14 protein-coding genes are annotated in these 13,115 nt (G+C 54.7%); 3 read left to right on the forward strand and 11 right to left on the reverse strand.

Annotation, left to right across the window (positions count from 1 at the left end; genetic code table 11):
- Positions 1 to 101 precede the first annotated feature (101 nt).
- From PEH01S_RS05945 to PEH01S_RS34470, 3 genes are all read right to left on the reverse strand, one after another.
- Positions 102 to 1,241, reverse strand: coding sequence for a transglutaminase domain-containing protein (locus PEH01S_RS05945; RefSeq protein ID WP_036714178.1), 1,140 nt, complete (start codon positions 1,239 to 1,241; stop codon positions 102 to 104).
- A 60-nt stretch (positions 1,242 to 1,301) separates the two neighbouring features.
- A complete protein-coding gene (locus PEH01S_RS05950) occupies positions 1,302 to 1,742 on the reverse strand; it encodes a hypothetical protein (protein WP_127484245.1) in 441 nt (146 codons plus the stop codon).
- An 84-nt stretch (positions 1,743 to 1,826) separates the two neighbouring features.
- Positions 1,827 to 1,982 carry a hypothetical protein gene (locus PEH01S_RS34470; RefSeq protein WP_164827691.1) on the reverse strand — a complete coding sequence of 52 codons (156 nt, stop codon included), beginning with the start codon at positions 1,980 to 1,982 and terminating at the stop codon, positions 1,827 to 1,829.
- A gap of 155 nt (positions 1,983 to 2,137) precedes the next feature.
- Here PEH01S_RS34470 and PEH01S_RS05955 point away from each other — a divergent pair, with 155 nt between their 5' ends.
- From PEH01S_RS05955 to PEH01S_RS05965, 3 genes are all read left to right on the forward strand, one after another.
- Positions 2,138 to 3,301 carry an MFS transporter gene (locus PEH01S_RS05955; RefSeq protein WP_025850064.1) on the forward strand — a complete coding sequence of 388 codons (1,164 nt, stop codon included), beginning with the start codon at positions 2,138 to 2,140 and terminating at the stop codon, positions 3,299 to 3,301.
- Between the two features lie 422 nt (positions 3,302 to 3,723).
- Complete coding sequence (locus PEH01S_RS05960) at positions 3,724 to 5,340, forward strand: S-layer homology domain-containing protein (RefSeq protein ID WP_127484246.1); 1,617 nt, start codon at positions 3,724 to 3,726, stop codon at positions 5,338 to 5,340.
- A gap of 211 nt (positions 5,341 to 5,551) precedes the next feature.
- A complete protein-coding gene (locus PEH01S_RS05965; RefSeq protein ID WP_127484247.1) occupies positions 5,552 to 5,911 on the forward strand; it encodes a toprim domain-containing protein in 360 nt (119 codons plus the stop codon).
- On the opposite strand, the gene PEH01S_RS05970 is transcribed toward PEH01S_RS05965, so the two are convergent.
- The 8 genes from PEH01S_RS05970 to PEH01S_RS06005 form a co-directional block, all read right to left on the reverse strand.
- The gene (locus tag PEH01S_RS05970) at positions 5,908 to 6,834 is read right to left on the reverse strand and encodes an AEC family transporter (protein ID WP_127484248.1); all 927 of its coding nucleotides are present in this window, start codon (positions 6,832 to 6,834) and stop codon (positions 5,908 to 5,910) included. The two genes, PEH01S_RS05965 and PEH01S_RS05970, sit on opposite strands and share 4 nt — an antisense overlap.
- Positions 6,835 to 6,860: 26 nt before the next feature.
- Positions 6,861 to 7,469: an SCO family protein gene (locus PEH01S_RS05975; protein ID WP_025850060.1), complete on the reverse strand. Its 609-nt coding sequence runs from the start codon at positions 7,467 to 7,469 to the stop codon at positions 6,861 to 6,863.
- A 92-nt stretch (positions 7,470 to 7,561) separates the two neighbouring features.
- Entirely contained in the window at positions 7,562 to 8,500 is a 939-nt protein-coding gene (cyoE, locus tag PEH01S_RS05980; protein WP_127484249.1) for a heme o synthase, read from the reverse strand.
- 379 nt (positions 8,501 to 8,879) lie between these two features.
- Positions 8,880 to 9,752 carry an urease accessory protein UreD gene (locus PEH01S_RS05985; RefSeq protein WP_246062802.1) on the reverse strand — a complete coding sequence of 291 codons (873 nt, stop codon included), beginning with the start codon at positions 9,750 to 9,752 and terminating at the stop codon, positions 8,880 to 8,882.
- Positions 9,727 to 10,395: an urease accessory protein UreG gene (ureG, locus tag PEH01S_RS05990; protein WP_025850057.1), complete on the reverse strand. Its 669-nt coding sequence runs from the start codon at positions 10,393 to 10,395 to the stop codon at positions 9,727 to 9,729. The genes PEH01S_RS05985 and ureG overlap by 26 nt, the downstream gene beginning before the upstream one ends.
- Before the next feature lie 41 nt (positions 10,396 to 10,436).
- Positions 10,437 to 11,138 (reverse strand): urease accessory protein UreF, encoded by a 702-nt coding sequence (locus tag PEH01S_RS05995; RefSeq protein WP_025850056.1) that lies wholly within the window; start codon positions 11,136 to 11,138, stop codon positions 10,437 to 10,439.
- Between the two features lie 27 nt (positions 11,139 to 11,165).
- Positions 11,166 to 12,899, reverse strand: coding sequence for an urease subunit alpha (ureC, locus tag PEH01S_RS06000; RefSeq protein ID WP_407669420.1), 1,734 nt, complete (start codon positions 12,897 to 12,899; stop codon positions 11,166 to 11,168).
- Positions 12,889 to 13,115, reverse strand: a 227-nt coding sequence (locus PEH01S_RS06005) for an urease subunit beta (protein WP_164827693.1), incomplete at its 5' end; no start/stop codon positions are given. The genes ureC and PEH01S_RS06005, both read right to left, overlap by 11 nt.

Raw genomic sequence — 13,115 nt, forward strand, 5'->3', positions numbered from 1 at the left:
CTTATATCTTAACAAGTGTATCATATTCGAGGAATTTATAGAAACGCACGAAAAAGGAAAAAACCGGTTCGTCGCTTGCGGCGGCCGTCCGGCTTCGGTGATTACGTATCCTTGATGTGCGTTTCCTGAAAGCGGGGCGGATTGAACCAGTTGCCACCGCTGGCTACCCAAGTGGAATCCAGCGGCACCCACTCGTTTTTCTCCCCCAGGTACACTTCGTTCCAGGCATGAGGGCCGTAGCCGCCCCGTCCGTCGTAGCCGAGCCCGGTCACCACCTTGACGTCAAGTCCCACCGACCTTGCCATCACCGCGTACAACCTGGAAAAGTCGATGCAAACGCCCTTCTTCGTATTAAACGTGTCCTCCGGCGTTTGCTCTCTCCAAATGCGCTGCTCCTCGTACGCTTTCACTTTGTCCCAGTCGTATTTGATACGCGTGCCGACCCAGCGGTACAGCAGCTTGGCTTTCTCTTCGTCGGTCTGGCCCTTGGCCGTCACCTGCTTGGCCGCTTCCGCGACATCGTCCGGGATGCGTGCATCCACGACCTCGTATTTCCGCTGCAAAATGTTGCTGAACTCCTGTTCCACGGCCCGCGTGAAAACCGGAAGCTGGTTAGCGAAAAAATCGCCCGTCATCGGCCGGATCACCCCTGTCGCCCCTTTTTGAAAAAGAGACGAATCCTGAATATAGGCGGCCACCGGCGTCTGCGGGAACAGCGTCGTGACGATAAACAGCACGGCAATCATAATCATTCCCCGGCCAAACCCGGTTACCGAGCCGATGACGCCGCCGATCAGACTGCTGAGCAGAGAGGGAGAGCCGGTTCGTCCACCGCTCGCGGAGTCCGTGCTCGACCGTTCCGTCAGCCAATCGTCCACCAGCGGGTCGATCATGCGATAAACCAACTGCTTAATCAGACCGTAGCCCAATACGAACAGGACGCTGAACCGCAGCAAAGAAAAATCGCGCAGTCCCGTTACCGCGGTGTAGTACAGCTGCTTCCAAAAACCGAGTTCCTCGGACGGTATCGTCAGCTCCAACCCTACAAGCCATAGCTGCAGCTTGGGCGACAGCCATGAAGTCAGCTCCCAAGCCAGAAACAGGCTGAGCAGCGTCACGGCCCCTTCCGTCACCATAAGCGCGAGATGCTTCGCAGAGGAGGACGCCCCGCGAAGCAAGCCTTGTACAATCGATACTACAAACAGTACGGCGATGAGCACGGTAATCAAATTGATTTGCATCAGCTTCTGCAGCTCGTTCACCAGCGTCCCCCTCCCTTCTTATCTTTAGCGCGTTCCGCTCTATTGGCCGGCGTTATTCTTCGCTTGATCGATGAATCCTTTCAGAACATCGTCCAGCTTCATTGTGAACGTTTGGTTCATGAAGGTAACCTGCACATCGCTTGAACCCGGTTTGCCTTCCAGCTTCACGCTTTTGGTGCTTACGGTATACGAGCCGTCGGCGTTCTGGCTGTATTTCGCTTCTTTCACTTCGTCGGTAATCGCTTTGACGGCTTGGTTCTTAGCTTCGGCCGCGACTTTCGCACCCACCGTCGTCCCCAGCTCCAAGAGCTGATCCTTGTAGCTGGCGCCATACCAGACAAGACCTGCCAGTATCGCGAGCACGAGAACCCACTTGATGACGGTTTTCACCACTTTGATGACGAGAAACAGCACAATGAGCGCCCCAACGAGCACATACCACCGTTCGGATAAAAAAGCCGTTACGAAATCCACTTCCATCGCTCCCCTAACAGTCTGTCTTCCATCGCTTATGTAAATCCCTGACAGCGGTTCTCCACGCCCTAATCATACACCAGCCCCGTATTAGTCTTCATCTCTTTTTTTGCGGAGCTCGGCGAGCTTGCGCTGGATTTCCGCCCCTTTGTCTTCTCTCCGCCTCGTTCGGCGAAACGATCCGAACAGCCTCCACAGCGCCAGCACCAAGACGGCCACCAGCACGACCCGGATAAACAGGTCCATCCGGCTTCCCTCCTTTTGTCCGCCGGACCCAACGTTTCTTATACGCTACACGATCCGGCACGTTGCAAAATACTTGTACTATCCCTCTGCCGGCAGACGTAAACGTATAGAGTAGCGGTAGACGGACGAACCCCATTATGGAAAGAGGTGATTTCATGAAAACCGCCGTATGGCTCTATCTGTTCATGTTCGTCGCCATTTTCGACCTGCATGCCCAGTACCCGATTCTTACTCCGTTTGCCGTGTCGCTCGGTGCGACGCCTTCATTCATCGGCCTTATTCTCGGTGTCTATTCGATCACGCATTTGCCCGGAAACCTGATCGCAGGCTACGGCGTCGACCGCTATGGTAGCAAGGGCTTCATAGTGTTCAGCCTGATTGTAGCAGGAATCGTGCTTTTAATTCAATCCCGCGTCAGCGATCCGTGGGGGCTGCTCGTCATCCGTTCGATCAGCGGCTTCGTCCTGGCATTTCTATCGCCGGCGTGCTTGTCCCTGCTCGCCAAAATCGCCAAAAACCAGATTCAACAAAGCAAGCTGATGGCCGGCAACGGCATGGTGCATACCATCGCTTCCGTGCTCAGTCCGGCTGCAGGCGCCTACCTGGTCTCGCAGCTTGGCTTTGCCAAATCGTTTACGTTTCTCGGCTGGGGCCTCATCCTCACCGGCCTGCTCGCTTGGATCGGGGTCAGGGAGGAGCGGAGCGGGGCCCCCGCCAATATGACGATCGCAGGAGAGCACGCCCTTTCTCCTGACACCCAGGCTAATTTAGCGGTATCCGCCCAGGAAAACATTCCTTGGCTTTTCTACGCCGTTCCTCTTGCGCTTTCATGCTCCCAAGGCATTTTATTTTTCGAGCTTCCGTTGATGAAGGAGGCGAGCAGCTCCATCATGACCTCCGGCGTATTCTTTTCCGTCGTTTCCATGGGGGCGTTGGTGACGCTTAGCCTGTTGTTTTTGAACCGGATCTTCCCTTTTTACCGGGTGATGTTCGGCTGTCTGGCGCTGGCGTTCATTTTTTTCGGCATGTCCGTTCATTGGCCGCTGCCGCTTTATGTTTCGCTGTTTCTGATCGGAATGACCAAGGGCGTCATTTTTCCCGCCATCGCCTCGCTGCTTGCAGCCTTGACGCGCGCGGACCGTTACGGACGCGTCTTCTCTATTCTGTCGGTTTCGTACTCGATCGGCGCCTTTATCGGCCCGATTGTCGCCGGGCATACACGGACACAGGTATCGCCGTATTTTCTCGCTTTTCTTTGCCTTATGCTCGCACTCTCTCTGCTGCCGTCCCGTTCGTTTGCCGCTCCCGTACGAGTTTGAAACGATCTTTGAGGATAAGGAGATATTTTGCCGCCCGGATGTCGGGCTGTTTTTTTGCTTTTCCAGATGGAATGAGAAACGTATCTATATTCCCAATTCGGTATTTTATAGGAATTTAGTCATAATTTAATAGTCCAAAAGTATCGATAAATCATTTGGAACGCAACTTTATTTCCCTCTCTGCCGTTAAAGATGCCGAGATGTTTTACTGCGGGCAGATTTGGGTAATGTTCAAAGGGCTGCCGTAATGGATCACTCTGCCATTGGCGCGACGGACATAAATGGGTCTGTCCGATTCGAAAACATCTAAATGATACCCAATGAACTGGCCGAAGGAGGTGAAAATGCATTTGTCCAGGAAACCTGTTCAACGCATTAGCAATAATCCATTATTCGTCAAGGAAGATAGGAGTGAACCCTGCATGAAGCCTGCTGTGCTTAAAAAGACAGCGCAAGTGACCGTACTGATGCTTATCATCTCGGTTTTGGTTCCCGTGTTGGCGTTTGCCGCTTCGGGATTCAAAAATTTGAATTTTGATAGCAACGGCACGGTAACCGGTACGGTATATTCCGATGTATACAGCGTGAATGCTACCGTATACGCGTTTGATCCGAGTGGAAATCGCATTCAAGTATCCGACGCCACTTATGTTGACTACGATGTTACAAGCAATGTATATAACTACAACTTTACAGTAACGGGCGGCACTTATGATTATGTCCGTCTGCAAGGTCCTTTCGGTACGTCGGTTGACGGAAAAACAACTATTACCGACTCCGTTTACCAAACCGTTTATCGTAACAAAGGAAGTATTCCCGGCGGCGGTAGCACTTGCTGCGGCGGCGGTGGCGGAGGAATCTGGGGCTCCGAAATAATCAACGTGAACTCTGACGGATCCGTCGATGCCGACCAACTGAAAAATTCGTTCAAGAACCACGACAAAGTAACGCTGAAGCTGAGCGGCGACATCGCCCTGATCCCGGCTAAAGCGCTTGTCGATTACGTAACGGATTCCAAGAAGGTACTGTCCATCGTTAACGACCACGGCGCGTACATCATTCCGCTCAACGTGCTGAAGCTGCAAGACTTGGCCAGCAAGCTGTCGGTAACGACGGATGAGCTGAAGCTGAAAGTAACGATCGCCAAAGCAAACGATACGACGAAAGACGGCGTAGAGAAGGCTGCTAAAGCGCTTAGCGGCACAGTAGCCAGCAATACGGTTGACTTCGATATTGTCGGCCTTGGCAAAGATCAGCAAACTGCTGCACTGGACCTCGGCAATAACTACATCAGCCGGATTCTTCCGCTGAGTAAAGCTGTCGATTCGTCCAAAGCGACAGGGGTTCTGTACAACCCGACAACGGGCAAATTGAGCTTTGTTCCTGCTGTCTTCACTTCGACGGATGGTAAAAACGAAGCGACGTTGAAACGCAACGGCAGCAGCATCTATGCCGTCATCGAGCTGGATAAAACCTTCTCCGACATCAACGGCCACTGGGCCGAGAGCTACATTAAGCTGCTGGCTAACAAGCTTGTCGTTGACGGGGTAACCGACACGACATTCCAGCCGGAGCGCAATATCACCCGTGCGGAATTCGCAGCACTGGTTGTACGCGCACTGGGTCTGGATACGAACAGCGGCAGCAGCACGTTTAAAGACGTCGCAGCTGGCGATTGGTACGCAAGCGTTGTAGCAGCGGCGGCTAACGCGAAGCTGGTTGACGGCTACGAAGACGGTACATTCCGTCCGAACGCTACGATCAACCGCGAAGAGCTGGCAGCTATGGTTGTACGCGCTCTGAACTATGCCGGTGCGAAACCGGACGTCTCGGCTGATAAACAAACCCAGCTGTTGGCGAAATTCAAAGACGCAAGCAAAATCGTATGGGCGAAGAACGAAATCGCTACTGCGATTGATGCCGGCATCATCGACGGCATGACGGACGACACGTTGGGCGCCCGCGATACGGCGACTCGCGCACAATCCGCAACCATGCTGAAACGTCTGCTCTCTAAAGCAAGCTTTATCAACAACTAATTGTTAACGCATCATGAACCACTCTCCATGAACCAGGGCCGTTTCTTTTGTCTCTCGCAGACAAGGGCAACGGCCCTTCTGTCGTTTCTTCTCCCGAACTACGGCGAGCTTCCGACATTTCCTGGGAAATACATCCATGGAGGGATTGGATCGGACAGCAAAAGGGGATATACTACAAGAAGGAAATTCATTGCAGGAACGGAGGCAGTCGATGTCTATCGCTATTATTGTGGAAGGAAAAAACGACAAAAGCAGGCTCCGCCGCCTGCTGACCGAAGACATCATCATCGTTTGTACCTTCGGCTCGCTGAATACGGATCGCTTGGAAGAGTTGAAGAAGAGGGTCGGAACCCGCGACGTGTACCTGTTTACGGACAATGACCCTTCCGGCAAAAAGATACGCGCCATTCTCCGGGATACGTTTCCCGATGCCGAACAAATTTATACGCGGCGTGGCTATGCCGGCGTCGAAGGCACACCGGATGAGTATCTTATTCAGCAATTGGAAAAGGCCGGGCTGGAGGAGTTTATTATTTATCCCCCGATGATCCCGACCTTTGAGAAGTTCTAGCCTATAAATTTCATCAAATAAATAACCAGCGTCACCGTAACAATGCTAAAAATCGTTGAGGAAAATACAGCTTGCGACGAAAATTCCGGCTCATTGTCATATTCGACGGCGATGAGTACGCTGCTTAGCGATGTCGGCACCGCGCAGGACAGCACAAGCGCCTGCGCCATGACCCCTTCAATCCCCATTAGCATAACGATCAGAAAGCCAACGACCGGCCCCACACAGAGCCTCAGCACATTCGACAGCAAGACATCCGTCAGGTTGAACGTCCATTTCATGCTCCCCAACTGCACACCGAGCGTTAAGAGAGCGGTTGCAATAAACGCGTCCGACACGTAGTTGATTGGCGCATACACCGGTCCCGGGATCGAAACGTGCAGCCCCTTCATCAAAAACGCGATCGGAATGATATAGATGACCGGCAATGTCAGAATGGTGCGGAGCGTCTGCTTCATGTCGTTGCGCTTAGAGGCATTGACGGCATAGATGCCATATGTGTTCGGCAGCAAGCTCTGCATCATCATGATGATAATCTGAATCGACAAGGTGAACGCGTCCCCGACAAATACGAGCTGATTAAGCGGAATCGCATAGTTCGCGCTGTTGTAAAAAATAACGCTGTTGCGCATCGCCGGAATCATCCCGCCCTGATATCCCCGCAGGCGGATCACGATTTCCATCAAAAGAAACATGGCGGCAAAAAACAGGACGAAAAACAGCAGCGTTTGCCCGAGGACAGCCAGCGACAGCGACGATTCGTATAGCATTTTGAATACGAGCGCCGGGGAAAATAAGTAAAAATTCAACTTCGACAGCGTCTTGATATCAAGCTTGAATGCCCGGTACAAAATGACGCCTATCGCAATCATGATGGTTAGCGGGATGACATTATTGAGCAAAATGTGCGTAAAATAAGTCATGTCTAATAGGTGCCCCTGACGTTTGCTTAGGATTCCTTGCTAACCTGAATCAAATCATTTGCGATCCCTTCAATATCGATGTTTTCATCGTTGCCCGAATAGTAGGTACGCACGTCGCCTTTGCCGTCGACCAGCAAAAATAAGTTTGTATGCGTAAAATCTCCAGTTTTCGGGTCTTTGGCTACGAGGACGTCGAACTTCTTGGCAAGGTCTATCGTATAGGCCTCGTCGCCGCGCAGGAAATACCAGCCTTTATAATCCGGATGGAAGCGGCCGGAAAACTCCTTAAGCCGTTCAGGCGTATCTCTCGTCGGATCGAATGTGATGGAAAGAAGCGCCGTTTTTGTACCGAACACGCCCTTTTTCACCAATACGTCCTGAATTTTGGACAGGTTGTAGGTCGTCGGCGGGCAGACGTCAGGACAATGCGAGAAATAGAAATAAACCAGCTTTGCTTTTCCTGCCGTATCGGCTAACGTGACCGTCTTGCCGTCCAAGTTTTCCAGTTTGAAATCCGGCGCCTTCTTGAGTACCCCGATTTTTTTCTCGGGACCCTTCACCAGCATGTAAGCCAACGTTGCGATCAAACCAACCAGCAGTACCATAACGACGATTTTAAAACCGGTTTTCTGCATATCATTGCTCACCTTCCCATTATTCAAAAAATAAATCCCCAGGCCGGGGCCAAGGGATTGTCATCCACCGTTTTGCACCGTCCATGAATACCCTACGGTAAAGGAGTGGTGCTGATGACCATGATGATATACAGCAAGGTCAAATAGTTAATAGAGTAAATAAACATTTTTTTGGCCCATTGCACTTCATCTTGTGCTTTGAACCCTTTAAGGCTCAAGAACGCCCAGTACAAGCCCATGATCGTAGCCGCGAAGAAGTAAAGCTCTCCTACGTAACCAAGCCAGTACAGCAAAAGCGAAACGGGCACGAGCAGCACGATATAACGGATCATCGCCATCTTGGTAATATAGGTTCCTTTGACTACTGGCAAGAGCGGGAAGCCAGCTTCGCGGTATTCTTCCATCCGACGAATGCCGAGTGCCCAGAAGTGCGGCGGCTGCCACAGGAACATAATACCGTACAGAATAAGCCCCGCGGCATCGATCTGTCCTTGCACGGCACAGTAGCCAAGCAGCGTAGGCATCGCGCCGGAAAAGCTGCCGACGAACGTGCTCCAGACGGATGACCGCTTAAACCATGCGGTATAAATCCATACGTAAATAAACAAACCGAGTAAACCGAGCAAAGCGGTAAGATGATTCGTCAGGAACCATAGCACTGCCAGCCCGACAACGCCGAGCACGATGCCGTACCATAATACAGTCTGCGGAGCAACGCTGCCTACTGCGGTAGCACGCTTTTGCGTCCGGGTCATCTTCTTGTCCATGTCCCGGTCCAAATAGTTATTCAGCACGCAGCCGGACGCCATCACCAAAACGGTGCCGAGCAGCATATATATCAATGTATCCCACTGGATATGCCAGCCGGAAGCGACCCAAAAGCCGCCAAAAGCCGTAATCGCGTTGGAAAATAAAATGCCGGGTTTGGCCAGATTTACAAAATCTCTCCACGTAGCCGACGAGTTGACAGCGGTATCAGCCCCAACATTTGTCGTCTCCACGCCCATCCCCAAGCTTGCCTGTTTTTCCACCTCTATGCAACCCCCTTGTGTGAGGAATTCGACAATGATTGTGATATCCTTCACTCTTAAAAAGATCCTCTTTATCATAACAACCTGCGGACCTTTTGACAACAACGGATGACGTTGTTCAAAATATTGTCGAATCCCCCATCAGGGGACGAGAGCAGCTGTGCGCTTCCAGACGCTGGGCATTGCACCGTATATTTTTTTGAAAACCATCGGAAAATACAATGAGAGGGAAACCCTGCTTTTCCGGCGGCTTCGACGGCATCAGGCTGATAACTCCATAAGATCGCACCCACCACAAACTATCAGACCGCAAAAAGAGACCGCGCGGCGCAAGAAGCATTTCCCGCCAGGTCGTTCAACTCCATGGGATCGGCGGTTATTACTTAGGAACCCTCAACGTTCCCTTGCCGAACGCTTCCGTGCGGATATAACGCCAAGCTTCGTCCAGCAGTTCTTGAATATCGCCGACACGATAGCCGAGGACGGAAACGGCAAGGCCATGCTTGTAAGTCAAGCTTACGCCGTAGTAAAGCTCCATATCGGCCCCAGAAGCGGGAGCAAAGCCATTCAGCCGCTCGCGCAGCCCTTCCACAAGCGTTGCATCTGCCCGCTCGGAGAACAGATACAGCGTCCCCAAATGCGTATAAAGGTCCCAACGGCCCATGGAACGCGGCGTCTCAAGCTGCGGTTCTACCCGCTGTCTGGCGCTGAAGATCAACTCGTCGTCTCGGCGGACTGTGAGTGCGTTTTGGTAACGGGCATAACGAAACCGCTCGCCGCGGTGCGTCCGGCCGGGGCAAACGATCTCGCTCAGCACCAAGGACGAGCCCGGCTCCAGCTCGACGGCCGTCTCGCTGCGAAACGAAGCGTCTTGGTACAGCATCAGCGGCTCCGGCATATATTCCACGTACGCCCCCCTTCCGAGCTCGAGTTTTTGCAGCTGTGCGCTCGGACGAGGTGCATCCCATCCCGCTTTGTGCGACGGATGCACCTTCGTATAGGACTGGTTGGTCACATGAACGTTGGTTTCCTCTCCGAACCGCCATATCAGCTCGTACCGGTCGCCCGCCATAATTCCCGGGGACGCATCCATGATGTAGACGCCAAGCTGCCCGCCGCTGAACGGAAACGTCTTTGCGATCTTGAGCGGATACGACTGCGCATGGCTCCTGAGCTGTGTCACGCCGTCCGCCGCCGTAAAGTACGCGTCAATGCAGCCCGTCACTTCAGGCATGGCTGTGGCTGTATTCATGCTCGACCCAGTCCACGATGTCGTCGAGCCCTTGTCCGTCGAACAAATTGGAGAAGACAAACGGCCGGTCGCCGCGCATTTTTACCGTATCCTCCTCCATTACCTTCAAGGAAGCTCCAACGTGCGGGGCCAGATCGATTTTGTTAATGATCAGCATATCGGAGCGAATGATGCCGGGCCCGCCTTTGCGCGGAATTTTCTCTCCCTGCGCCACATCGATAATATAGATGAACCGGTCTACCAGCTCCGGGCTGAACGCCGCCGCCAGATTGTCCCCGCCGCTTTCGATAAAGATGATGTCCAGATGCGAGAAGCGGCGCTCCAGTTCTTCGACCGCTTCGAAATTCATCGAGGCGTCCTCGCGGATCGCCGTATGCGGGCAGCCCCCCGTCTCGACCCCGATAATGCGTTCGGCCGGCAGCGCTTCCGAGCGGATCAGAATGGCTGCGTCTTCCTTCGTGTAAATATCGTTGGTGATCACGGCGATGCTGTACTTTCCGTTCAGCTTCCGCGCCAGCCGTTCCACAAGCGCCGTTTTGCCGGAGCCGACCGGCCCTCCGATTCCGATGCGCATCGGACGATCGAGCTGGCGGCCCTCCGGTGTTTCCCAATGGTGGTGATGATGCGTTCCTCCTTGACACATGGCTAAAGCCCTCCTTGGAATAAAAAAATGAATCCTAGCTCCTAAGACATAAATAACCGCGAATAAAGCCCTTCGTGCCGCATCATGGCGATCTCCGCCTGAGGCGTGCTGGAAAACCCGTCCTCCAGCGGGTCCAAATGAGCGTACCGCAGCCATGCCTCCCGGATGGAAGGAAGCAGCGCGGCAAGCAGCCGCTGTCCGTCCGTTTGACCAAGCGACATCAAGCGCAAGCCGCTGTTAATGCCGGTCGTTACGCACGTGTACAAGTATCCTTCGGCGGCCGCCGGCAGCGGGACGCCAAGCTGCAGACTGATCCAACCATGGACGAGCGGATGGGTGCCAGTGCACCTCCCGTCCCGCACTGCCCCGGCCAACGGCTCCCAGTCCAACCGCGGGTAGATGGCGCGGGCCAGCTGGAGCAGTCTGCGGCCCATTTTGGCCACGCCCTCCCGCGTCTCGGCAGATGCCCGCTGCACATGCTGCGTCCGGTCGATGAGCCACAGCTCCTCCCAGCGCTTGCCGGGAGCAAAGCAGTAGACCGCTTTGACGGCCAAGGCATCCACCGGCGCCCAGCTGTGAAACAGCATGGCTTCCATATAATCTTGTAAGTGATCCGGCCTTTCGATCCGGCCGTCCTGCACCAACGTCTCCAGACCGAATGAGTGGGAAAACCCTCCGATCGGCAGCGCCGAGTCCAATAGCTGCGTATAGGCAAGCCAGGATAAATCCGTGGTGGGCTCCATAGTTCGGCCGCCTCCTTACGAATGCATTCAGAACAAAAAATACCGCTGCGCCATCGGCAGCACGTCTACCGGCTCGCAGGTGACCGGCTGCCCGTCCACCTTCACCTCGTACGTTTCCGGATCGACCTCGATGTCCGGCGTTTCTCCGTTATGGATCATATCCTTCTTCGTTACGACGCGGCAGTTGCGGACCGGCTCGATCCGCTTCAGCAGCCCCAGCTCGAGGTGAACGCCCTTATCGTAGGCCGCCTGCGAAACGAACGTGATGCTGTGCCGCAGCGCACGTCCGAAAGCGCCGAACATGGGACGGCCGAACACCGGCTGCGGCGTCGGAATCGAGGCGTTCGGATCGCCCATCTGGGCGTAGGCGATGATGCCGCCCTTGAGCACCATGTCGGGCTTCACCCCGAAAAAGGCGGGGCTCCAAACCACAAGGTCGGCCAGCTTGCCGATTTCGACCGAGCCGACCAAATGCGCGATGCCGTGCGTCAGCGCCGGGTTGATCGTATATTTCGCAATGTAGCGTTTGATGCGGAAATTATCGCTATCGCTATCCGGCATATTACCGGTCCGGCCCGATCCCCCAGGCGCGGGTAAATGCCCGCGCTGCTTCTTCATCTTGTCCGCCGTCTGCCATGTCCGGGTAATCACTTCCCCCACCCGGCCCATCGCCTGCGAATCGGAACTGATCATGCTGAACACGCCAAGGTCGTGCAAAATATCTTCCGCCGCGATCGTTTCGGGACGGATGCGGGAATCCGCAAACGCCACGTCTTCCGGGATACGGCTGTCGAGATGATGGCATACCATCAGCATGTCGAGATGTTCCTCGACGGTGTTGACCGTATACGGCCGGGTCGGATTCGTCGACGACGGCAGCACGTTAAGCTCGGAAGCGATACGGATGATGTCGGGCGCGTGCCCTCCTCCGGCGCCTTCCGTATGATAGGTATGAATCGTTCGCCCGCCGATCGCTCGAATCGTATCTTCGACAAACCCGGACTCGTTCAGCGTATCGGTGTGAATCGCCACCTGCACGTCGTAACGGTCAGCTACGGCGAGGCAAGCGTCGATGGCCGCCGGCGTCGTCCCCCAGTCCTCGTGCAGCTTCAGCCCGATGGCCCCCGCCTCGACCTGCTCTGCCAGCGGCTCCGGGAACGCGGCGTTGCCTTTGCCCGTGAACCCGAGGTTCATCGGGAACGCTTCCGCCGCCTCGAGCATCCGGCGCATGTGCCATGCGCCAGGGGTGCACGTCGTCGCGCACGTGCCTGCCGCAGGCCCCGTGCCTCCTCCGATCATCGTGGTCACGCCGGAAGCCAGCGCCGTCTCGATCTGCTGCGGACATATATAATGAATATGCGTATCGATGCCCCCGGCCGTGACGATCTTCCCTTCGCCCGCAATCACCTCGGTCGACGCTCCGGCAATCATGCATGGATGAACGCCATCCATAATGTCCGGGTTCCCCGCCTTCCCGATGCCGACGATAATCCCGTCCTTGATGCCGATATCCGCCTTCACGATTCCGCCGTGATCGATAATGACGGCGTTCGTTATAAGTGTATCCAACACACCCTGATCCCGTGTATGGCGTGACGACTGCCCCATCCCGTCGCGGATGACCTTGCCGCCGCCGAATTTGCATTCCTCCCCGTAAACGGTATAGTCATGCTCGATTTCGGCCCATAAGTCCGTATCCGCCAGCCGCACCTGATCGCCGACGGTCGGTCCGAACATAAGGGCGTACGATTTACGATCCATCTCCGCCACGCTTAAGCCCTCCTTCCCATTCGGCCAGCCGGATGCGGACCGGCTCCGGGAGCACGCCGCGTCGGACGGCACCCCGGGACAGGCCGTTCAACCCGTAGGACAACCGCTCGCCGCCAAGCTCGGTAAGCCGCACCTTTTTCTCTTCGCCCGGCTCGAAACGGACCGCCGTGCCGGCGGGAATGTCGAGCCGCATCCCGAAAGCCTCGG

It is taken from the genome of Paenibacillus ehimensis NBRC 15659, assembly GCF_004000785.1.
GTDB classification, from domain to species: Bacteria; Bacillota; Bacilli; order Paenibacillales; family NBRC-103111; genus Paenibacillus_G; species Paenibacillus_G ehimensis.

Excerpts from the sequence above, each read along its gene's own strand:
- PEH01S_RS05945 (WP_036714178.1), bottom strand. The coding sequence starts at position 1,241 with ATGCAAATCAATTTGATTACCGTGCTCATCGCCGTACTGTTTGTAGTA.
- PEH01S_RS05950 (WP_127484245.1), bottom strand. The coding sequence starts at position 1,742 with ATGGAAGTGGATTTCGTAACGGCTTTTTTATCCGAACGGTGGTATGTG.
- PEH01S_RS34470 (WP_164827691.1), bottom strand. The coding sequence starts at position 1,982 with ATGGACCTGTTTATCCGGGTCGTGCTGGTGGCCGTCTTGGTGCTGGCG.
- PEH01S_RS05955 (WP_025850064.1), top strand. The coding sequence starts at position 2,138 with ATGAAAACCGCCGTATGGCTCTATCTGTTCATGTTCGTCGCCATTTTC.
- PEH01S_RS05960 (WP_127484246.1), top strand. The coding sequence starts at position 3,724 with ATGAAGCCTGCTGTGCTTAAAAAGACAGCGCAAGTGACCGTACTGATG.
- PEH01S_RS05965 (WP_127484247.1), top strand. The coding sequence starts at position 5,552 with ATGTCTATCGCTATTATTGTGGAAGGAAAAAACGACAAAAGCAGGCTC.
- PEH01S_RS05970 (WP_127484248.1), bottom strand. The coding sequence starts at position 6,834 with ATGACTTATTTTACGCACATTTTGCTCAATAATGTCATCCCGCTAACC.
- PEH01S_RS05975 (WP_025850060.1), bottom strand. The coding sequence starts at position 7,469 with ATGCAGAAAACCGGTTTTAAAATCGTCGTTATGGTACTGCTGGTTGGT.
- PEH01S_RS05985 (WP_246062802.1), bottom strand. The coding sequence starts at position 9,752 with ATGAATACAGCCACAGCCATGCCTGAAGTGACGGGCTGCATTGACGCG.
- ureG (WP_025850057.1), bottom strand. The coding sequence starts at position 10,395 with ATGTGTCAAGGAGGAACGCATCATCACCACCATTGGGAAACACCGGAG.
- PEH01S_RS05995 (WP_025850056.1), bottom strand. The coding sequence starts at position 11,138 with ATGGAGCCCACCACGGATTTATCCTGGCTTGCCTATACGCAGCTATTG.
- ureC (WP_407669420.1), bottom strand. The coding sequence starts at position 12,899 with ATGGATCGTAAATCGTACGCCCTTATGTTCGGACCGACCGTCGGCGAT.